Below are 20,333 nucleotides of genomic sequence, written 5' to 3' on the forward strand. Positions count from 1 at the left end.
CGGTCTGACCGACGGTCCCGCGACCTGACCGGCGGTCCCGCGACCTGACCTGGCGACCCTTGGCTGCGACCCCGGCCGGAGAAGGCAGCCGCGCCCGCGCCCGACCCGGGACGGTCGAGGAGCGACCCATGGCCTGACGTGCCGTCACAGCACGCGCCCCTTCCGAAGGTCTCCGGAGGGGGGCGGATGGGACAGTCCCGTGCCGGGCGGCCGCCTACTGGCCGCCGGCACGGAACAGCTGCTGCTCCAGCTCGCGGACTCGCTGCACCACCCCAGGCGTGCCCTGGCGGCTCTCCAGGGTCCGGGCGAGACCGCCAACCAGCCGTGCGGCGGGCTCACCCCTGCCCTGCCGGGCGAGCGAGCCCTGAACACAGCGGCACCGCTCAGGACTTGGCGCGTGCGTGGTACGAGCGTCGTGTGTGCTCGGTGTGCTCCCGCATCAGCTGCGTGGCCCGCTGTTCGTCCCGCTCGGTGATCGCCGCGATCATCCCCCGGTGCTCGATCCACGACTGCTCCCCGCGCTGGCGGGCGACGGGCGTGTAGTACCAGCGGACGCGGCGGTCGACCTGCGCGGCCAGCTCGGCGAGGACCGCGTTGCCCGCGAGCTCCATGATCTTCGCGTGGAAGCGGGCGTTGAGGGCGACGGCCGCGTCCACGTCGTCGGCGGCGACGGCCTCCTCCCCCTCCGCACACAGCTGCTCCAGGACCGCGACACCGGCGCTGTCGGCGTGGGCGGCGGCGAGCCGGGCGGCCTCGGCCTCCAAGAGCGTGCGGACGGTGAGGAGTTGGTCGGCCTCCTCCTCCGTCGGCTCGTGCACGAACGCGCCCTGGGCGGGTCGCAGATCGACCCAGCCCTCGGTGTTCAGCCGCTGCAGCGCCTCGCGCACCGGCTGCCGCGAGACGCCGAGATGACCGGCGAGTTCGCTCTCGACCAGGTGCTGGCCCGGTTGCAGGGCACGGGTGGTGATGAGTTCGAGCAGCGCCTCGTAGACGCGGTCGCGCAGCGGACCGGGCCGTTCGAGCTTGGGCACCGCGCCCTGCGGCAGTCCTGTCGACAACATCGGTTCCCCTCCTGGGCGAACGCCTCGCGACTGCGATCGGTAGCCGGCCGTCACCGGAAGACCAGTATCGATTGTCTTTCGTCTACAGTCTACGGCGCACAAGGCCGGGCAACCGGTGGAGTCGGCCACCTCGCATACCGAGGTCGGTCCCCGTCCCCCTCACGGAACCGGCGTCAGGGGCAGCGCACGACCTGCCCGGCGTACGACAGGTTCCCGCCGAACCCGAACAGCAGCACCGGGTCGCCGCCGGCGATCCGCCCCTGCTCCACCAGCTTGGAGAACGCGAGCGGGATGCTCCCCGCCGAGGTGTTCCCGGACTCGGCGACATCGCGCGCGACCACGGCGTTGACCGCGCCGAGCTTGAGGGCGAGCGGCTCGATGATGCGCAGGTTGGCCTGGTGCAGCACGACCCCGGCCAGGTCCTCCGGCGCGAGTCCCGCCCGCTCGCAGGCCCGGCGTGCGATGGCCGGCAGCTGTGTGGTGGCCCAGCGGTAGACGCTCTGCCCCTCCTGTGCGAACCGCGCGGGCTGGCCCTCGATGCGCACCGCGTGCCCCATCTCGGGCACCGAGCCCCACAGCACCGGCCCGATGCCGGCCTCCTCGGACGCCTCCACCACGGCCGCGCCCGCCCCGTCGCCGACGAGCACGCAGGTCGTGCGGTCGCCCCAGTCGGTCACGTCGGACATCTTGTCGGCACCGATCACCAGCGCCCGGCGCGCGGCGCCCGCGCGAACGGCGTGATCGGCGGTGGCCAGGGCGTGGGTGAAGCCGGCACAGACGACGTTGACGTCCATCGCGGCGGGCGAGGGGATGCCGAGCCGGGCCGCGACCCGGGCGGCCATGTTCGGGGAGCGGTCGATGGCGGTGGAGGTGGCGACGAGGACGAGGTCGATGTCACCGGGCGCGAGACCGGCGGACGCGAGCGCCTTCGCGGCGGCGTGCGCGGCCAGCTCGTCGACCGGCTCGTCGGGCCCGGCGATGTGGCGCGTACGGATGCCCACCCGGCTCCTGATCCACTCGTCACTGGTGTCGACCATGCCCGCCAGGTCCTCGTTGGTGAGTACCTTGGCGGGCTGGTAGTGGCCGACTGCGGCGATGCGCGAGCCGTTCATCGATGGTGATCCCCTCGGGCCTCGGGTAGCGGGATTCACCAGTCTGATCAGTGACTCGTGGGTAGGACTGCATGTGATGCCACAGGAATCCAGGGTCGGTGTTGTCGGCTTCGGTCAGACCTTCGGACGGCCGAGCACTTTCCGTGCGCCTACCCGGTGAACAGCTGCGTCGCCTTCCGTACGAGTTCGTAGAGCCCGTAGCCGAGCGGCACCCCCACCCACACCCAGGCGAAGGCGATCAGCCCCCGCCGGTCGGGCGGGCCGCTACTGCTGTCGCTGGACATCCGCGTCCTCCTTCTGCTTCGCCGCCGGGGCGGGGACGTGATGGCGGGGATGGACGGGCCGGACGAGTTCGTTGGCCACGAAGCCGACGGCGAGCAGGCCGATCATGATGAACAGGGACATGGTGTAGAGGGACGAGCCGTCCTTACCGGCCGCCTCCTGCCGGTCGGCGATCCAGTTCACGATCAGCGGCCCGAGGACGCCGGCCGTCGACCAGGCGGTGAGCAGCCGGCCGTGGATGGCGCCGACCTGGTAGGTCCCGAAGAGGTCCTTCAGATAGGCGGGGACGGTCGCGAAGCCGCCGCCGTAGAAGGACAGGATCACCAGCGCGCACACGATGAACAGGGGCTTGGACGAGTCACCGGCCAGTGCGATCAGCCCGTACATCAGCGCGCCGGCGCCCAGGTACACGCGGTAGATGTTCTTGCGTCCGATCAGGTCGGAGGTCGACGACCAGCCGATACGGCCCGCCATGTTGGCGGCGGACAGCAGGGCGACGAAGCCCGCGGCGGCCGACACCGACACCGGTGTGGAGGTGTTCGCGAAGAAGTCCGTGATCATCGGCGCGGCCTTCTCCAGGATGCCGATGCCGGCGGTCACGTTCATGCAGAGCACGACCCACAGGCACCAGAACTGCGGCGTGCGCACGGCGTTGCGGGCGGACACCTGCGGTCCGTCGAAGGCGCCGGGCCCGTCGCCGGTCGGCCGCTCGGTGCGCGGTACCCGGACCAGCAGCACGCCCAGCAGCATGAAGACGGCGTACGACAGTCCGTGCACCAGGAACGCCATCGCGATGCCGGAGCTGTCGCCGCCGAACGACTCCAGCATCTGCGCCGACCAGGGCGAGGCGATGAGCGCGCCGCCGCCGAAGCCCATGATGGCGATGCCGGTGGCCATGCCGGGCCGGTCGGGGAACCACTTGATCAGTGTCGAGACCGGTGAGATGTAGCCGATGCCGAGGCCGATCCCCCCGACGAAGCCGTAACCGAGGACGATCAGCCAGTACTGCTCGACGGCCGCGCCCAGCGCTGAGAGCAGGAAGCCGGAGGAGAAGCAGACCAGGGCGACCGTCATCGCCCAGCGGGGCCCGTTGCGCTCCACCAGCGTGCCGCCGAACGCCGCGGACAGCCCGAGCATCACGATGCCCAGCTGGAAGGGCAGGGCGCTCTGCGTGCCGGTGAGGCCGAGGGCCGATTCGAGCGGGGGCTTGAACACGCTCCAGGCGTAGGCCTGGCCGATGGACAGATGGACCGACAGAGCGGCGGGCGGTACCAGCCAGCGGCTCCATCCCGGGGGTGCGACCGGTGGACTCATGATCCCGAACGGTAGGCAGGAGGAAGGGAGTTGAGAAGGCGCCACGTCGATCGTATGCGGTGAGCGGTATGCAGGGCGCGACGAACGGTCGAACGCTGTGCGCGAACCCTTGCTGACCCCGTATCCATACTGTAGACAATATTCAGTCGACGAGATTTGAGCCGATCGGACACTGCTCCACCAGCCACCTCCGCGGTACTCCCTCGACCGAACGGAGCGTTCCGAAGTGAGAGTTGCAGTCCTCGGCGCCGGTGCCATCGGCGCCTACGTCGGAGCCGCGCTGCATCGCGCGGGCGCCGACACGCATCTGATAGCCCGTGGACCGCATCTGGCGGCCATGAGGCGGCACGGAGTGCGGGTGCTCAGTCCGCGCGGCGACTTCACCGCCCGCGCGCACGCGACCGACGACCCGGCCGAGATCGGTCCGGTCGACTACGTCTTCCTGGGCCTGAAGGCCAACTCGTACGCGGCGTGCGGGCCGCTGATCGAGCCGTTGCTGCACGAGTCGACGGCGGTCGTGGCCGCCCAGAACGGCATCCCCTGGTGGTACTTCCACCGCCATGGCGGCCCGTACGACGGCCACCGGATCGAGAGCGTGGACCCGGACGGCGCGGTCAGCGCGGTGCTCGCGCCCGAACGGGCCGTCGGATGCGTCGTCTACGCCGCGACCGAACTCGAAGAGCCGGGTGTCGTCCGGCACTTGGAAGGCACGCGGTTCTCCGTCGGAGAACCCGATCGCAGTGTGTCCCGGCGCTGTCTGGCCCTCAGCGAGGCCATGATCGCCGGCGGCCTCAAGTGCCCGGTCGAACCGGACCTGCGCAACGACATCTGGCTCAAGCTGCTCGGCAACATCTCCTTCAACCCGATCAGCGCGCTGGCCCGCGCCACCATGCGGCAGATGTGCCTGCACGGCGGCACCCGCAAGGTCATCGAGACCATGATGGCCGAGACGCTCGCCGTCGCCGAGGCCCTCGGCTGCGAGGTGGGCGTCTCCATCGAGCGCCGGCTCGCGGGCGCCGAGCGTGTCGGCGACCACCGCACCTCCACGCTCCAGGACCTGGAGCGCGGCAAGCCGCTCGAACTCGACGTCCTGCTGGCGGCGGTCGTCGAGCTGGCGGAGATCACCGGCGTCCAGGTGCCCACCCTGCGCACCGTGCACGCCCTCTCGGACCTGCTCGCGCTGAGGAGCGCCGCATGAGGAAACGCGACCGGACCCCCACCACCTACACCCGGCTCACCCATCCGCTGATCAGGGATTCCCGCGACGAGCCCTTCCGGCGGGCCGGCTGGGAGGAGGCACTGGACCGGGCGGCCGCGGGGCTGGCCCGCCACCGCGGCGCCTTCGGCATGTTCTCCTGCGCCCGCGCCACCAACGAGATGAACTACGTGGCGCAGAAGTTCGCCCGGGTCGTCATGGGCACCAACAACGTCGACTCCTGCAACCGCACCTGCCACGCGCCGAGCGTCGCCGGACTGTCCGCCGCCTTCGGCTCGGGCGGGGGGACCTCCTCGTACGAGGAGGTCGAGCACACCGACGTCATCGTGATGTGGGGCTCCAACGCGCGGTTCGCGCACCCGATCTTCTTCCAGCACGTGCTCAAGGGCATCAGGAGCGGCGCCCGGATGTACGCGGTCGACCCGCGCCGGACCTCCACCGCCGAGTGGGCGGAGAGCTGGCTGGGCCTGAACGTCGGCACCGACATCCCGATGGCGCACGCGATCGGCCGCGAGATCATCCACGCGGGGCTCGCCAACGAGCCGTTCATCGAGCGGGCGACCAGCGGCTTCGAGGAGTACCGGGCGCTGGTCGAGCCGTGGACGCCGTCCCTCGCCGAGAAGGTGACCGGTGTACCGGCCGCCGCCATCAGGGAGCTGGCCCACGCCTACGCCCGCGCCGAGCGCGCCCAGCTGTGCTGGACCCTCGGCATCACCGAGCACCACAACGGCACCGACAATGTCCGCGCGTTGATCAACCTGTCCCTGCTGACCGGCCACGTGGGGCGGTACGGCAGTGGACTGCAGCCGTTGCGCGGGCAGAACAACGTGCAGGGCGGCGGCGACATGGGGGCGATCCCCAACCGCCTCCCGGGGTTCCAGGACATCCTCGACCCCGGCGCCCGCCTGAAGTTCGAGTCGGCCTGGAACACCGTCATCCCGCCGCACCACGGGCTCAACCTCACCCAGATGTTCGAGGCGATGGAGGAGGGCACGCTCAAGGCCGTCTACTGCATCGGCGAGAACCCGGCGCAGTCGGAGGCGGACAGCGAGCAGGCCGTACGGCGTCTGCGGCAGCTGGACCTCCTCGTCGTCCAGGACATCTTCCTGACGAAGACGGCCCAGCTCGCGGACATCGTCCTGCCGGCCACCGCCGGGTGGGCCGAGACCGACGGCACGACCACCAACAGCGAACGGCGGGTCCAGCGGGTCCGCCGGGCCGTCACCCCGCCCGGCGAGGCACGCGAGGACATCGACATCATCTGCGAGCTGGCCGCGCGGCTCGGCCACGAGTGGAAGTACGCCGACGCCGAGGCCGTGTGGAACGAGCTCAGGTCCGTCTCGCCGGACCACTACGGGATGACGTACGAACGCCTGGCGGAGCACCAGGGCATCCAGTGGCCGTGCCCGAGCACCGACGCACTCGAACCGACCTATCTGCACGGCCGGTTGTGGGAGCAGGACCCGGTGAAGCGCGGGATGCCGGCGCCCTTCGGGATCGTCCAGCACGATCCGCCCGTCGACCTCACCGACGAGGAGTATCCGATCCGGCTCACCACCGGGCGGCGGCTCGACTCCTACAACACCGGTGTGCAGAGCGGGAGTTTTGCCTCCCCGCTGCGGCGCGGCGAGTTCGTCGAGCTGTGCCCGGAGGACGCCGAGCGGTACGGGGTCGTGGTCGGCGAGGAGGTCCAGGTGACCTCGCGGCGCGGTTCGGTCGTCGCGCCGGTGTGGATCGACACCGCGCTGCGGCCCGGGCTGGCCTTCATGACCATGCACTTTCCCGACGAGGTGGACACCAACCAGCTGACGATCGAGGCGAACTGCCCGATCGCGGGGACGGCGGAGTTCAAGGCGTCGGCGATCCGCATCGAGAAGCTCCCCGTGGCGACCGTAGTGACGAACGTGAGGTGACGTAAGTGGACCTGCACTTCGGCGACAGCAAACCGACGGACGACGAACGGGCCGCCGTGGACGCCCTGTTGGGCCCGCCGGAGTCCTCCTGGGAGGGCGCCGACCGCTTCGATGCCGACCTGCGGTGGGCGCGCGGCGGACGCGAGGCCCGGGACCGCCGCGACCTGCTGTTGCCGGGGCTGCACGCGATCAACGACCGGATCGGCTGGATCAGCGAGGGCGCCCTCGACTACCTGTGCCGGCGGCTGACGGTGCCGCCGGCGGAGGCGTACGGCGTCGCCACCTTCTACGCCATGTTCTCGGTCAAGCCGCGCCCCGCGACCGTGCTCCACGTCTGCACGGACCTCGCGTGCGCGGCCGCCGGGGCGAGCGAGGTCTGCGCCGGGATCGAGGCACGGCTCGGCCCCGGAAGCGGGGTGTCGGTCGAGCGCGGTCCCTGCCTGGGCCTGTGCGAGCGGGCTCCGGCGGCGCTCGCGATCAAGGCCGGCGACCCGGTGCGTACGGCGGTCTCGGCACCGGCGACCGTGCCCGGCGCCGTCCTCGCGGCGAGCGCGCCGGACTCGGCGCCCGAGGAACCGCTGGCCGCGCTGGCCGTACCGCAGGCGGGGGACCCGTCGCTCACCCTGCTCAGGCGGGTCGGCGTCGTCGACCCGTCCTCGCTGGACGACTACCGCGCCCACGGCGGCTACACCGCGCTGCGCCGGGCCTTCGAGCTGGGGCCCGCCGCGGTCATCCGCGAGGTCACCGACTCCGGCCTGGTCGGGCGCGGCGGCGCCGCCTTCCCCACCGGCCGTAAATGGCAGGCCACGGCGTCGCAGCCCGACCGTCCGCACTACGTCGTCTGCAACGCCGACGAGTCCGAGCCGGGCACCTTCAAGGATCGCGTGATCATGGAGGGCGACCCGTACGCGCTGGTCGAGGCGATGACGATCGCGGGCTACGCGACCGGCGCCCACCGCGGCCATCTCTATCTGCGTGGCGAGTACCCGCGGGCGCTCAGGCGCCTGGAGCACGCGATCGCGCAGGCGCGGGCGCGCGGCTTCCTCGGCGACGACGTCCTCGGGCAGGGATACGCCTTCGACATCGAGATCCGGCGGGGCGCGGGAGCGTACATCTGCGGCGAGGAGACGGCCCTGTTCAACTCCATCGAGGGCTACCGGGGCGAGCCCCGGTCCAAGCCGCCGTTCCCGGTGGAGAAGGGCCTGTTCGGCAAGCCCACGGTGGCGAACAACGTCGAGACGCTGGTGAACGTGCTGCCCGTCCTGACCATGGGGGCACCGGCCTACGCGGCGATCGGGACGGGCGCCTCGACCGGGCCGAAGCTGTTCTGCGTCTCCGGGAGCGTGCGGCGGCCCGGCGTCTACGAGCTGCCCTTCGGCGCGACGCTGGGTGAGCTGCTGGAGCTGGCCGGGGTGCGGGAGCGGCTGCGGGCGGTGCTGCTGGGCGGGGCGGCGGGAGGCTTCGTGCGACCGGACGAACTGGACGTCCCGCTCACCTTCGAGGGCACCCGGGAGGCGGGCACGACGCTCGGCTCCGGTGTGGTCATGGCCTTCGACGACAGCGTGCCGCTGCCCCGGCTGCTGCTGCGCATCGCCGAGTTCTTCCGCGACGAGTCGTGCGGGCAGTGCGTGCCGTGCCGGGTCGGGACCGTACGGCAGGAGGAGGCGCTGCACCGGATCGTGGAGCGCAGGGGTGCCGCGGCCGCCGATGACATCGTCCTGCTCCGGGAGGTCGGCCGCGCGATGCGGGACGCCTCGATCTGCGGTCTGGGGCAGACCGCGTGGAACGCCGTGGAATCCGCCATCGACCGTCTGGGGGCGTACGAATGACCGTGACACCGCTGGGGATCCCGCGCCGGCTGCTGGAGTTCACCATCGACGGCGAGTCCGTCCGGGCACCGGAGGGCTCCACGGTCCTCGACGCCTGCCGTGCGGCCGGGAAGGACGTCCCGACCCTGTGTGCGGGGGACACACTGCGGCCCAAGAACGCCTGCCGGGTGTGTGTCGTGGAGGTCGAGGGGTCCAGGACGCTGGTGCCGGCCTGCTCGCGGAAGGCGGAGCCGGGTATGCGGGTGCGGACCGACACCGAGCGTGCCCGGCACAGCCGGAAGGTCGTCCTGGAACTGCTCGCGTCGTCGGTGGATCTGTCGACCACGCCCGAGGTCGCCGACTGGATCAAGGAGTACGAGGCGAAACCGGACCGGTTCGGGCCGGACGCCGCGCGGCTCGGCGAGGAGCCGCGGGTCGACAACGAGCTGTACGTGCGCGACTACGACAAGTGCATCCTCTGCTACAAGTGCGTGGACGCCTGCGGTGACCAGTGGCAGAACTCGTTCGCGATCTCCGTGGCCGGGCGGGGCTTCGGCGCGCGGATCGCGGTCGAGCACGACGCTCCCCTGACCGACTCCGCCTGCGTGTACTGCGGGAACTGCATCGAGGTGTGTCCGACGGGGGCCCTGTCCTTCAAGTCCGAGTTCGACATGCGGGCGGCCGGCACCTGGGACGAGTCGGCGCAGACACGGACGACCACGGTGTGCGCGTACTGCGGTGTGGGCTGCAACCTCACGCTCCATGTGCAGGACAATGAGATCGTGAAGGTCACCTCTCCGCACGACAACCCGGTGACCCACGGCAACCTCTGCATCAAGGGCCGTTTCGGCTATCAGCACGTACAGAACCGGGACTGAGGCGCGACATGGGACGAGTCACGGAACGACGCAAGGTGATCCGCATCCGGGACGGGGCGGTCTCCACCCGGCCGGACACGCTCGTCGCCGAGGAACCGCTGGAGATACGGCTCAACGGCAAGCCGCTGGCGATCACGATGCGCACACCGGGGGACGACTTCGCGCTGGCCGCCGGGTTCCTGGTGAGCGAGGGCGTGCTGGGCGCGGCGGAAGAGCTGCAGAACATCGTGTACTGCGCGGGCGCCACCGCGGACGGGTCGAACACGTACAACGTGGTGGACGTGAAGACGGCGCCGGGAGTGGTGGTCGCCGACATCACCCTCGAACGCAACGTGTACACGACCTCGTCCTGCGGGTTGTGCGGCAAGGCGTCCCTGGACGCGGTCCGTACGACCGCCCGCTGGCCCGTCGACGACACGCACGGCGGCGACCGTCCCCCGCTGCGGCTCGATCCCGACCTGCTCGCGAGCCTCCCCGACCGGCTGCGCGCGGCCCAGCGGGTCTTCGACCGGACCGGGGGGCTGCACGCGGCGGCCCTGTTCACCGAGGACGGCGAGCTGGTCGACGTACGGGAGGACGTGGGCCGGCACAACGCGGTCGACAAGCTGGTCGGCCGCGCGCTGCAGCAGGGGGACCTGCCGCTGTCCCGGACGGTCCTGCTGGTCTCGGGGCGGGCCAGCTTCGAGCTCGCGCAGAAGGCGGTGATGGCGGGCATCCCGGTCCTCGCCGCGGTGTCGGCGCCCTCGTCGCTGGCGGTGGACCTCGCCGCGGAGACGGGGCTGACGCTGGTGGGCTTCCTGCGGGGCAGCTCCATGAACGTGTACGCGGGCGAACACCGGCTCGCCCTGCGGACCGCGGCCGCCCAGGGCTGAGCAGGCACCCGCGACACGACGGCGGGGCCCCGAACCGGCGGGGAGCGCCCCCTGCGCCGTGCAGGGGCCCCGCTGTGCGCCTCCGACCGGCGCCGGCTCAGCCGGCCGGGAAGGTCACGTCCGAGGCGCGCACCACCGACCCCAGCCTCGGGAAGTCGAGCCGCACCGACGCCTCGTGCTCCGCCGCCGTGAACGCGGTCATCGCGTCCTCGACGAAGACCAGGTGGTAGCCGAGGTCGGCGGCGGCGCGGGCGGTGGACTCGACGCCCAGGTTGGTGGCGATGCCGCCGAACACCAGGGTCCGCACGCCGTGTTCACGCAGACGGTCGTCCAGGCCCGTGCCCTGGAATCCGCCGATCGTCCGCTTCACGATCTCGATGTCACCGTCCTGCAGCAGGCCCTCCACCAGGCCGCTGCCGGGCGGCTGGTCGGCCACGCCGGGTCGTTCCACGCGGATCAGCACGACGCTCCCGCCCGCCGCACGGAAGGCGGTCGCCAACTCCTCGCAGACGGCCAGGACTTCGGTTCCCTTGCGGGGCTCCAGCGGCAGGGCGACGATGCGGTCCATCAGATCGACGAGCACCAGGGCGGTGCCTGCGGGTTCGAGCGTGAGCGGTGCGGTCATGACGGAACGTTAACCGCCCTCGGCACCGAGTGCCGGACATCCGGATCGGCAGATTCGTGAAACTGTTTTGTCCGGCCGCCGGTGTGTCGGTCGGGGCACGGGGCGGCCGGGGGAACGTCGTACTCCATCCGTGAGCTGACACGTGCACGGTTCTTGTGATGTGTGCGATGACCCAACTAACGTCTGCGATGCGCACCTTGGACGTGGGATGTCCGAATGTTCAGTTGCCTGGACACATGACCAGACGATGAAGGGCGGGCCCGCACCATGCCGTCAAGAGTTCGCGCACGCCTCAGAGCCGCCCTCGTCGCGGCCCTCGCCACCACGGCGACGGCCGCGGCCCCGGGTCCGGCTCAGTCCCAACCCACCGCGCGCGTCCCACCGTTCGAGCAGCAGGTGCTGTTCCGGGCCGGCCAGGACCCGGGGTACGCGTGCTTCCGCATCCCGGCGATCGTCAGGACCGCGGACGGCACCCTGCTGGCCTTCGCCGAGGGGCGGGTGCTCAACTGCGGGGACGCCGCCGACATCGACATCGTCCTCAAACGGTCGACGGACGGCGGCCGCACCTGGGGCCCGCTCCAGGTCGTCAACGAGGGCGACGGCGACACACACGGCAACCCGGCGCCCGTCGTGGACCGTGGGACCGGGCGGATCCTGCTGGCGCAGACGTACAACACGGGCCGTACGGACAGCGGCAATTGCTCCGTGCCCTGCGATCGCACTCCGCATCTGCAGTACAGCGACGACGACGGGCGTACCTGGTCCGAGCCGCGCGACCTGAGCGACGAGATACTGCCCGCCCACTGGAACTCCTGGTACGCCACCGGCCCCGTGCACGGCATCCAGCTCACCCGGGGCAAGCACGCCGGGCGCCTCGTCCTCGGCGTCAACACCGAGACCTGGGACGGCACTCGGGTCACCGCCAACCACGCCGCCCTCGTCGTCAGCGACGACGGCGGCGACAGCTGGCGCATCGGGGCCACCGACTCCTGGCCCGTCGCCGCCGCGGACGGCACCTTCCGGCAGAAGCCCTCCGAGGTGACCCTCACCGAACGCGCCGACGGCACGCTCCTCATCAGCGGCCGGGAACAGGACGGCACCGACCTCGGGCACCGCTCGCAGACGTACAGCCGCGACGGCGGCGGGAGCTTCACCGGCCCGTTCCGCGGCCTGCCGGACCTGTACACGCCTCAGGTGCAGGGCGCCACGCTCCGCCTGGGCGACCGCATGCTGCTGTCCGCGCCCGCCGACCCCGACCGGCGGCGCACCATGATGGTCCGGACGTCCTGGAACGGCGGTGCCGTCTGGGACGGCGCGGACCGGGGCAAGGTCGTGACCACGGACTGGTCGGGGTACTCCGACATGGTCGGCGTCGACGCGTCCACGGTGGGACTGCTGTACGAGGCCGGCAGCGTCGACGCGCGCGACGAGATCCGCTTCGCCCGCTTCACCGAGGAGTGGCTCGGCCCGCGCCGCGGTCCCGATCCGACCACCCCGGACCTGGCGCAGGGCGCGCCCCGGGCGAGGGTCCTCGGCGGTGCCGCCACGACGGACGGCGTGTTCGGCCGCGCCCTCGGCTTCGACGGCGCCGACGACGCCGTACGCCTGCCGTACCGCTCCCGACTCCCCCTCGGGACGGGGGACTTCACGGCCTCGCTCTTCTTCCGCTACTCCGCCACCAGCGGTGAGCAGCCGTTCCTGTGGATGGGCGGGATCGGCAGCACCCAACCCCAGGTCTGGCTGCGCGGCGAACCCGACAACGACCGGGTGCGGGCCCTGATCACCGCACGGGAGGGCTTCAGGACCGTGCGTACCGCGTCCGTGTGGGCCGACGGCGCCCACAACGACGGGCAGTGGCACCACCTGGCGCTGCGGCGCGGCGCCGGCAGGCTGACGCTCTTCCTCGACGGCAGCGCGATCAGCACGGCGGACGTGGCCGGTTCGGTCAGCCGCAACTCGCCGTTCGGCGTGCACATCGGACAGCGCATGGACGGCCGGGCGTTCCTCACCGGCGCGATCGACGAGGTCCGGGTGTGGAACCGGGCGCTCGGTGACACGGAGGTCAAGGCCGCGGCACAGGCCACCGGCCGAAAGTCCTCGGCCACCCGCGACACCGTGCTGTGGCTGCCCATGGACCAGGTGCGCTGAGGCCACTACCGTCCCAGGGGTGCCCGACGACGCACGAGCGCGGCATCGTACGGGAACCGGCCTCGGAGTGCTGCTGGCCCTGGTTCTCGCGGCCGTGCTGCTCACCGCCCTCCCGGACGACGGCGAACGGGAGGGCGGTGGCACGTGCGCACCGCACACGGTCGCCTCCTGGTCGGCCGACGACGAGCTCACCGCCGAGTTCGCCCGCTACGGCGACGACCCCACCCGCACCGACGACTGGACCGGCGGTGACGGCACCCACTCGGTGCGGCTTCCGGACGGGCGGCTGCTGTGGCTGTTCTCGGACACCTACCTGGGACAGGTGTACGCGCCGCCCAACCCGTTCGGCGAGTCCCACACCTGGCGGGACACCACCGCTCCGCTGGTGCGCAACTCGGCGGTCGTCATGCGTGACGGCCGCCTGGAGAGCACCCTCGCCGCCCCGCTCTTCCCGGACCCGGCGCCGAACCAGTGGCGCTGGCCGGTCGCCGCCCGCGTCGAGCCCCGCTCCCCCGGCTCCTCCGAGCAGGTCGTCCGGGTGCTGCTGTGGGTGCGCACCGCGGGCCAGGCCCCCTGGATCTACGGGGTGCCCACCGCCACCGAGGTCGCCACGCTCTCACTGCCCGAGCTGCGGGTCGAGTCGGTCGTCAAGGTGCTCGACCAGCAGCTGGTTCCGGACCCCTCCCGGCGGGTCCTGTTCGGCACGACGCTGGTCGAGGAGGGCGGCTGGACGTACGTCTTCGGCGGTGACGACGGACAGGCCGCGTCCCGGCCGGCCTCGCACGCCTACGTCGCCCGGGTGCCCGAGGGCAAGCTGGCGCAGGCCGGCGCCTGGCAGTACTGGGACGGCTCCCGGTGGGCGAGGGCGGGCGCCCGGCCGCGTGCGGTGCTCGGGGACGGGCGGCGCACGGGGGTGGGCAGCGCGTTCTCGGTGGTGCGGGTGCGCGGGACGTACGTGCTGTTCACGATGGCCGCGGGCACCGCCGGGCTGACGACCGTGACGTCGTACTGGGCCTGCGCCCCGACCGGCCCGTGGCACGGGCCGACGAAGGACTTCAGCCCGGCGCTGCCACAGGGCGGGCAGGTCGCCGCCTACAACCCCCAGACGCACCCCGAGCTGAGCGGCGGCGGGCGTCTCGTCCTCAGCTACGACGTCAACTGGCTGGAGACGACCGGCGCCGCGGCGCAGCTCAACCGGAACGTGTCCCTGTACCGACCGCGGTTCGTGACCCTGCGGGTGACTCGGCCCCGATGACCGTCTCCTCGGGGTCGCCCGCGCGCCGCTTGGCGATGACCGCGCACACCATGAGCTGCATCTGGTGGAAGAGCATCAGCGGCAGCACGGCGAGGGAGGCGTGGGCGCCGAACAGGACGCTCGCCATGGGCAGGCCCGCGGCCAGCGACTTCTTCGAGCCGGCGAACTGGATCGCGATGCGGTCCTCGCGGCTGAAGCGCAGCGCCTTGGCCCCGTACCAGGTCAGGGCGAGCATCACGGCCAGGAGCACCGCCTCGACGGCCAGCAGACCGGCGAGCCGGAGGGGACTGACCTGCTGCCAGACGCCCTGGACCATGCCCTCGCTGAACGCGGTGTAGACGACCAGCAGGATCGCGCCGCGGTCGACGAGCCCGAGGACCTTCTTGTGCCGGGTGACGAAGCCGCCGATCCAACGCCGCAGCAGCTGCCCGGCGACGAACGGCACGAGCAGCTGCAGCACGATCTCGACCAGCGAGTCGGCGGAGAAGCCACCCGCGCCGGAGCCGAGCACGGCCGCCGCGAGGAGCGGGGTGACGACGATGCCCACCAGCGAGGAGAAGGAGCCCGCGCAGATCGCCGCGGGCACGTTGCCGCGGGCCATCGAGGTGAAGGCGATGGACGACTGGATGGTCGAGGGGACGAGGGTGAGGAAGAGCAGGCCCTGGTAGAGCGGGTGGGTCAGGAAGACCGGGACAAGGCCGCCGGCGGCCAGGCCCAACAGGGGGAAGACGACGAAGGTGCAGGCCAGGACGGTGACATGGAGCCGCCAGTGCTTCAGCCCGTCCAGCGCCTCGCGGGTGGACAGCCGGGCGCCGTAGAGGAAGAAGAGAAAGGCGATCGCGGCCGTGGAGGCACCGGAGAACACGTCGGAGGCCGTCCCACGGGCCGGGAGGAGGGCCGCCAGGCCCACGGTCCCGAGCAGCAGCAGGATGTACGGGTCGATCGGCATCCGGCGTGGCCGTTGCAGGCGTTTCACTGTGCTCCACCACTCGCTGTCGTACTCGGCTGTCGCTCTGCTGGACTTCGGGTTCCCGGCACGGACGTGCCCTTTCCATGGTCCTCCGGTGTCCCGCGATCGGGAATCCGGCATACCACTCTGACTGTCATCACGTTCCGCGATGACGGCAGGTAGCCTGGGCGCGTGTACGACCCCTCCCAGCTGCGGACGTTCCTCGCGGTCGCGCAGACGCTGAGCTTCACGCAGGCCGCCGGCCGGCTCGGCGTGCGCCAGTCGACGGTCAGCCAGCATGTGCGGCGGCTGGAGGACGCCACCGGGCGGCCGTTGTTCACCCGGGACACCCACTCGGTGGAGCTGACCGAGGACGGCGAGGCGATGCTCGGCTTCGCCCGCCGGATCCTGGCGGTGCACGAGCAGGCGGCGGCGTTCTTCACCGGCACCCGCGTGCGCGGACGGCTGCGCTTCGGCGCGTCTGAGGACTTCGTCCTGACCCGCCTCCCGGAGATCCTGGAGGGCTTCCGCCACGACCACCCGGAGGTCGACCTGGAGCTGACGGTCGAGCTCTCGGGCACCCTCCACGAGCAGCTGGCCGCCGGGAAACTGGACCTGGTACTGGCCAAGCGGCGCCCGCAGGACCCGCGGGGCGAGCTGGTGTGGCACGACCGGCTGGTGTGGATCGGCGCGGAGCGACTGCGTCTGGAGCCGGACCGGCCGGTGCCGTTGATCGTCTACCCGCCGCCGGGCATCACCAGGGCGCTCGCCCTGGAGGCGCTGGAGCGTCAGGGCCGTGAGTGGCGGATCGTCTGCACGAGCGGCAGCCTGAACGGTCTGATCGCCGCCGCCCGGGCCGGCCTCGGTGTCATGGCGCACTCCCGGGGACTGATCCCGCCGGGCCTTGCGCGTGTGCCCGACCGTTTCGGGCTGCCCGCACTGGGCCGCGTGGACTTCGTCCTGGTCCACGGCCACCGCCGCCCGGCCGCCCCGAGTGCCGCGGACGCGCTGGCGGCGACGATCCTGGCGGGCGGGGACCGGTTGCACCGGCGTCAGCCCGTGACATGATCGACGGGACAGTCGGGGCGTAGCCGGGTCGTACAGATTCGGTGGAGATTACGGGTCCGAAACTTACTCAACCGTCAGTTTTCTGTCCGACCCTTCCGCATGTGCGCGGATTTTCCGGCGCTGACCAGCGCATATGTGAGCAGTCCTCGGGTTTTGCGCCCCTCCCGCCCTCACCATGGGTGGGGTAGCTTTCACGGCGCTGCGCGGAGCGTCAGCCGAGGCATTCGGAGCGGGGAGCGGGGTTTGCGCGAGTTCACCAACCCTCCGTTGGCGTTGGCGCCGCCGGTGGGCGGCCTGGCCGACGTCGTCTTCGAGCATGCCCGGCAGGACCCGATGGCCGTGGCCCTCGGCCGCAAGGACGCCGACGGGCAGTGGCGGGACGTCACCTCCGCCGAGTTCCGTGACGAGGTGCTCGCCCTCGCCAAGGGGCTGCTGGCCCGGGGCATCCGGTTCGGCGACCGGGTCGCGATCATGTCGCGCACCCGGTACGAGTGGACGCTCTTCGACTTCGCGCTGTGGAGCATCGGTGCCCAGGTGGTGCCGGTCTACCCCACCTCCTCGGCAGAGCAGTGCTACTGGATGCTGCACGACTCCGAGTGCTCGGCGGCGATCGTGGAGCACGAGGACCACGCCATGACGATCGCCACCGTCATCGACCGGCTCCCCCGGCTGCACCAGCTGTGGCAGCTCGACGCGGGCGCCGTGCAGGAGCTGTACGACGCCGGGGCCGCTCTCGACGACGAGGTGGTCCACCGCCACCGGCAGGCGGTCACTCCCGACTCGGTCGCGACGGTCATCTACACCTCGGGCACCACCGGACGCCCCAAGGGCTGTGTGATCTCGCACGGCAACTTCATGTACGAGGCGGACACCGTCATCGAGCGCTGGGAGCCGGTGTTCCACTCCAAGAAGGGCGACGAGGCGGCGACCCTGCTGTTCCTGCCGCTCGCGCACGTTTTCGGGCGCATGGTCCAGGTCGCCGCGATCCGCGGCCGGGTGCGCTTCGGCCACCAGCCGCAGATGAACGCGGCCGCCCTGCTGCCGGACCTCGCCGCGTTCAAGCCGACGTTCTTCCTGGCCGTGCCGTACATCTTCGAGAAGGTCTTCAACGCCGCCCGCCGCAAGGCCGAGAAGGAGGGCAGGGCCGGCGCCTTCGAGAAGGCCGTCGAGGTCGCCGTGAAGTACGCCGACGCCCAGGAGGCCAAGGCGTGGGGCGACGGCCCCGGCCCGTCGGCCGGTCTGCGGATGCAGCACCAGCTCTTCGACAAGCTCGTCTACTCCAAGATGCGCGCGGCGATGGGCGGCCGCATCCGGCACGCCATGTCCGGCGGGTCGGCGATGGACCGGCGGCTCGGGCTGTTCTTCGCCGGCGCCGGCGTGCACATCTACGAGGGCTACGGCCTGACCGAGTCCACGGCCGCCGCGACCGCGAACCCGCCGCACCGCACCCGCTACGGCACCGTCGGCCAACCCATCCCGGGCATGACCGTGCACATCGCGGACGACGGCGAGATCTGGCTGCACGGCACCAACGTCTTCCAGGGCTACCTCAACAACCAGAAGGCCACCGACGAGACCCTGCACGACGGCTGGCTCGCCACCGGCGACCTGGGCTCCCTCGACGAGGACGGCTACCTCACCATCACCGGCCGCAAGAAGGAGATCCTTGTCACATCCGGCGGCAAGAGTGTCTCGCCCGGTCTGCTGGAGGAGCGCGTCCGTGACCACCCCCTGGTCGCCCAGTGCATCGTCGTCGGCAACGACCGCCCGTACATCGCGGCCCTGGTCACCCTCGACCAGGAAGCCGTCGAGCACTGGCTGATGATGCGCGACAAAGGCATGCTGACACCGGCGCAACTGGTGCGGGACCCGGACCTGGAGACGGAGGTGCGGCGCGCGGTCGTCGCCGCCAACACCCTTGTCTCGCAGGCCGAGTCGATCCGCACGTTCCGGATCCTCGCGCAGCCCTTCACCGAGGAGCACGGACTGCTCACGCCCTCACTGAAGTTGAAGCGCAAGGCGATCGAGAGCGCGTACGCCGCCGAGGTCGAGGCGCTGTACCAGGCCTGAGGGGCGATCCGACGGGACGTATTCGGCGGTCAGGAATGCATGACGGCCCGTGATCGTTGACGATGTCAGTACCACCTGACGACAACCGTAAGGATCAACAGCTCGTGAGCAGCAAGGTCCCCCAGATCACCCTCAACAACGGCGTCGAGATGCCCCAGCTGGGCTTCGGCGTCTGGCAGGTGCCGGACGACGAGGCGGAGCGCGCGGTCAGCACGGCACTGGAGGCCGGGTACCGCAGCATCGACACAGCGGCGATCTACGGCAACGAGGAGGGCACCGGCAAGGCCATCACCGGCTCCGGCCTCCCCCGCGAGGACGTCTTCGTCACCACCAAGCTCTGGAACACCGAGCAGGGGTACGACTCCACGCTGCGCGCCTTCGACACGTCGCTGGAGAAGCTCGGCCTGGACTACGTCGACCTGTACCTGATCCACTGGCCGATGCCGGCCCGTGGCACGTTCGTCGACACGTACAAGGCGTTCGAGAAGCTCCACGCCGACGGCCGTATCCGCGCGATCGGTGTCTCCAACTTCCTTCCGGAGCACCTGCGGCAGCTGATCGACGAGACGTCGGTCGTCCCGGCGGTCAACCAGATCGAGCTGCACCCGCACCTGCAGCAGCACGCCTCCCGCGAGTACCACGCCGAGCAGGGCATCGCCACCGAGGCCTGGTCGCCGCTCGGCCAGGGCAAGGGTCTGCTGGAGGTCCCGGCGATCGTCGCCATCGCGCAGAAGCACGGGCGCACCCCGGCCCAGGTCGTGCTGCGCTGGCACCTGCAGCTGGGCAACGTCGTGATCCCGAAGTCGGTGACGCCGTCGCGGATCAAGGAGAACATCGAGGTGTTCGACTTCAGCCTGGACGACGAGGACCTCGCGGCGATCAGCGCGCTGAACGAGGACCGGCGCATCGGTCCGGACCCGGCGACGTTCGGGGGCTGAGCGCCGCGCGGGCTCACCGCGCACCGGCTCCGTGACACCGTCCGCCCGCCGCTCACCGTCCGAGCGGCGGGCGGACGCGTTCCGGCGGGAAGGACCCGCAGGGGTGCCGATCCGGGCACGGCCCCTCAGTCACCGCGCACGTCGGTGTAGACGACCTCGAACTCCTCCAGCCCGGTCACGGTGGCGTGCGCCTTGGCCGCCCCTTCGTGCCTGGCCCCGGCCTGAGCCGAGCGGGACGCCTCCAGGGACGCGTGGTCGACGAAGAGCACGCCGCCGAGCCCGCGCCCCCGCTCCCGGTCGACCATCAGCGTCGCCCTGGCCAGCCCCGTGAGCGTCTCCAGCCGGGGCACGACCGTCGTCCGGAACGTGTCGGCGAGCAGGTCCGCGTCCATGGGGTCGAACTCCAGGCGGGTGAGCCGCAGCCCAGCGCCCGCCAGCGGCTGGCGCACCTGGTGGAAGACCAGCGCCTCGTAGTTCTCGACCGCCAGGGTCCCCGCGAACGGCTCCAGCATCGCCGCCCGCCGCTCGCGCAGCACCTCGTCGCTGTTGCGCCGGGCCTGCTCCGAGTCCCACCAGCTCGCCGCGAGGAGTTTCCCGAGCGTCCGGTCGACGAAGACACTCGCCCCGCGGTATCCCGGACGGTCCTCCAGCAGGTCGCGCCCTTCCGTGTTCATCGCCCTGATGGCACCGTCGATCTTCAGGGGATCGCCGGTCGTGTAAACGGCGCGTACGAACATGACACCTCCCGGGTAGCCGGGCTCATATCCCAAATGTTCGGCATGTCCAGTCTTCTACTGGGGTCATGGCACCGCAATCAGCACACC

General features: G+C 71.3%; 17 protein-coding genes. 10 read left to right on the forward strand and 7 right to left on the reverse strand.

What is annotated here, in order from left to right; genetic code table 11:
* Positions 1-383: 383 nt before the first annotated feature.
* The 4 genes from ACFYNL_RS28555 to ACFYNL_RS28570 all read right to left on the reverse strand — a co-directional run bounded on the left by ACFYNL_RS28555 (position 384) and on the right by ACFYNL_RS28570 (position 3,769).
* Entirely contained in the window at positions 384-1,061 is a 678-nt protein-coding gene (locus ACFYNL_RS28555) for a GntR family transcriptional regulator (protein WP_388808044.1), read from the reverse strand.
* Between the two features lie 173 nt (positions 1,062-1,234).
* Positions 1,235-2,173 (reverse strand): beta-ketoacyl-ACP synthase III, encoded by a 939-nt coding sequence (locus ACFYNL_RS28560; protein ID WP_388808046.1) that lies wholly within the window; start codon positions 2,171-2,173, stop codon positions 1,235-1,237.
* A 149-nt stretch (positions 2,174-2,322) separates the two neighbouring features.
* Positions 2,323-2,457 (reverse strand): hypothetical protein, encoded by a 135-nt coding sequence (locus ACFYNL_RS28565; protein ID WP_388808047.1) that lies wholly within the window; start codon positions 2,455-2,457, stop codon positions 2,323-2,325.
* Positions 2,438-3,769, reverse strand: a complete 1,332-nt coding sequence (locus ACFYNL_RS28570; RefSeq protein ID WP_388808048.1) for an OFA family MFS transporter — start codon at positions 3,767-3,769, stop codon at positions 2,438-2,440. The genes ACFYNL_RS28565 and ACFYNL_RS28570 overlap by 20 nt, the downstream gene beginning before the upstream one ends.
* Before the next feature lie 226 nt (positions 3,770-3,995).
* Between ACFYNL_RS28570 and ACFYNL_RS28575 the strand changes: the two genes are divergently transcribed.
* The 5 genes from ACFYNL_RS28575 to fdhD are packed head-to-tail and all read left to right on the forward strand — an operon-like array spanning position 3,996 to position 10,456.
* Positions 3,996-4,967: a 2-dehydropantoate 2-reductase gene (locus ACFYNL_RS28575; RefSeq protein ID WP_388808050.1), complete on the forward strand. Its 972-nt coding sequence runs from the start codon at positions 3,996-3,998 to the stop codon at positions 4,965-4,967.
* The gene (locus ACFYNL_RS28580; protein WP_388808051.1) at positions 4,964-6,898 is read left to right on the forward strand and encodes a molybdopterin oxidoreductase family protein; all 1,935 of its coding nucleotides are present in this window, start codon (positions 4,964-4,966) and stop codon (positions 6,896-6,898) included. The genes ACFYNL_RS28575 and ACFYNL_RS28580 overlap by 4 nt, the downstream gene beginning before the upstream one ends.
* 5 nt (positions 6,899-6,903) lie before the next feature.
* Entirely contained in the window at positions 6,904-8,727 is a 1,824-nt protein-coding gene (locus ACFYNL_RS28585; protein ID WP_388808053.1) for an NAD(P)H-dependent oxidoreductase subunit E, read from the forward strand.
* Positions 8,724-9,584, forward strand: a complete 861-nt coding sequence (locus ACFYNL_RS28590) for a 2Fe-2S iron-sulfur cluster-binding protein (RefSeq protein WP_388808055.1) — start codon at positions 8,724-8,726, stop codon at positions 9,582-9,584. Before ACFYNL_RS28585 ends, ACFYNL_RS28590 begins: the two co-directional genes overlap by 4 nt.
* A gap of 8 nt (positions 9,585-9,592) precedes the next feature.
* On the forward strand, positions 9,593-10,456 hold the full coding sequence (gene fdhD / locus ACFYNL_RS28595) for a formate dehydrogenase accessory sulfurtransferase FdhD (RefSeq protein ID WP_388808056.1): 864 nt from the start codon (positions 9,593-9,595) through the stop codon (positions 10,454-10,456).
* Positions 10,457-10,553: 97 nt separating this feature from the next.
* On the opposite strand, the gene ACFYNL_RS28600 is transcribed toward fdhD, so the two are convergent.
* Entirely contained in the window at positions 10,554-11,081 is a 528-nt protein-coding gene (locus ACFYNL_RS28600) for an isochorismatase family protein (protein ID WP_388808057.1), read from the reverse strand.
* Positions 11,082-11,348: 267 nt separating this feature from the next.
* Between ACFYNL_RS28600 and ACFYNL_RS28605 the strand changes: the two genes are divergently transcribed.
* Both ACFYNL_RS28605 and ACFYNL_RS28610 read left to right on the forward strand, forming a co-directional pair.
* Positions 11,349-13,229, forward strand: a complete 1,881-nt coding sequence (locus tag ACFYNL_RS28605) for an exo-alpha-sialidase (protein ID WP_388808059.1) — start codon at positions 11,349-11,351, stop codon at positions 13,227-13,229.
* Positions 13,230-13,248: 19 nt separating this feature from the next.
* Positions 13,249-14,484, forward strand: coding sequence for a DUF4185 domain-containing protein (locus ACFYNL_RS28610; RefSeq protein ID WP_388808061.1), 1,236 nt, complete (start codon positions 13,249-13,251; stop codon positions 14,482-14,484).
* On the opposite strand, the gene ACFYNL_RS28615 is transcribed toward ACFYNL_RS28610, so the two are convergent.
* On the reverse strand, positions 14,420-15,433 hold the full coding sequence (locus tag ACFYNL_RS28615) for a bile acid:sodium symporter family protein (protein WP_388809067.1): 1,014 nt from the start codon (positions 15,431-15,433) through the stop codon (positions 14,420-14,422). The two genes, ACFYNL_RS28610 and ACFYNL_RS28615, sit on opposite strands and share 65 nt — an antisense overlap.
* 192 nt (positions 15,434-15,625) lie before the next feature.
* Here ACFYNL_RS28615 and ACFYNL_RS28620 point away from each other — a divergent pair, with 192 nt between their 5' ends.
* From ACFYNL_RS28620 to ACFYNL_RS28630, 3 genes are all read left to right on the forward strand, one after another.
* Positions 15,626-16,501: a LysR substrate-binding domain-containing protein gene (locus ACFYNL_RS28620; RefSeq protein ID WP_388808063.1), complete on the forward strand. Its 876-nt coding sequence runs from the start codon at positions 15,626-15,628 to the stop codon at positions 16,499-16,501.
* Positions 16,502-16,744: 243 nt separating this feature from the next.
* Complete coding sequence (locus tag ACFYNL_RS28625) at positions 16,745-18,571, forward strand: AMP-dependent synthetase/ligase (RefSeq protein ID WP_388808064.1); 1,827 nt, start codon at positions 16,745-16,747, stop codon at positions 18,569-18,571.
* Positions 18,572-18,675: 104 nt separating this feature from the next.
* Positions 18,676-19,509 carry an aldo/keto reductase gene (locus ACFYNL_RS28630; RefSeq protein WP_388808066.1) on the forward strand — a complete coding sequence of 278 codons (834 nt, stop codon included), beginning with the start codon at positions 18,676-18,678 and terminating at the stop codon, positions 19,507-19,509.
* Positions 19,510-19,634: 125 nt separating this feature from the next.
* Here ACFYNL_RS28630 and ACFYNL_RS28635 read toward each other — a convergent pair whose 3' ends face one another.
* The gene (locus ACFYNL_RS28635; protein ID WP_388808067.1) at positions 19,635-20,246 is read right to left on the reverse strand and encodes a hypothetical protein; all 612 of its coding nucleotides are present in this window, start codon (positions 20,244-20,246) and stop codon (positions 19,635-19,637) included.
* Positions 20,247-20,333 lie beyond the last annotated feature (87 nt).

It is taken from the genome of Streptomyces sp. NPDC007808 (genome assembly GCF_042868655.1).
In the GTDB taxonomy this organism is placed as follows: Bacteria; Actinomycetota; Actinomycetes; order Streptomycetales; family Streptomycetaceae; genus Streptomyces.

Excerpts from the sequence above, each read along its gene's own strand:
- ACFYNL_RS28560 (WP_388808046.1), bottom strand. The coding sequence starts at position 2,173 with ATGAACGGCTCGCGCATCGCCGCAGTCGGCCACTACCAGCCCGCCAAG.
- ACFYNL_RS28555 (WP_388808044.1), bottom strand. The coding sequence starts at position 1,061 with ATGTTGTCGACAGGACTGCCGCAGGGCGCGGTGCCCAAGCTCGAACGG.
- ACFYNL_RS28590 (WP_388808055.1), top strand. The coding sequence starts at position 8,724 with ATGACCGTGACACCGCTGGGGATCCCGCGCCGGCTGCTGGAGTTCACC.
- ACFYNL_RS28600 (WP_388808057.1), bottom strand. The coding sequence starts at position 11,081 with ATGACCGCACCGCTCACGCTCGAACCCGCAGGCACCGCCCTGGTGCTC.
- ACFYNL_RS28635 (WP_388808067.1), bottom strand. The coding sequence starts at position 20,246 with ATGTTCGTACGCGCCGTTTACACGACCGGCGATCCCCTGAAGATCGAC.
- ACFYNL_RS28615 (WP_388809067.1), bottom strand. The coding sequence starts at position 15,433 with ATGCCGATCGACCCGTACATCCTGCTGCTGCTCGGGACCGTGGGCCTG.
- ACFYNL_RS28580 (WP_388808051.1), top strand. The coding sequence starts at position 4,964 with ATGAGGAAACGCGACCGGACCCCCACCACCTACACCCGGCTCACCCAT.
- fdhD (WP_388808056.1), top strand. The coding sequence starts at position 9,593 with ATGGGACGAGTCACGGAACGACGCAAGGTGATCCGCATCCGGGACGGG.
- ACFYNL_RS28570 (WP_388808048.1), bottom strand. The coding sequence starts at position 3,769 with ATGAGTCCACCGGTCGCACCCCCGGGATGGAGCCGCTGGCTGGTACCG.
- ACFYNL_RS28565 (WP_388808047.1), bottom strand. The coding sequence starts at position 2,457 with ATGTCCAGCGACAGCAGTAGCGGCCCGCCCGACCGGCGGGGGCTGATC.
- ACFYNL_RS28605 (WP_388808059.1), top strand. The coding sequence starts at position 11,349 with ATGCCGTCAAGAGTTCGCGCACGCCTCAGAGCCGCCCTCGTCGCGGCC.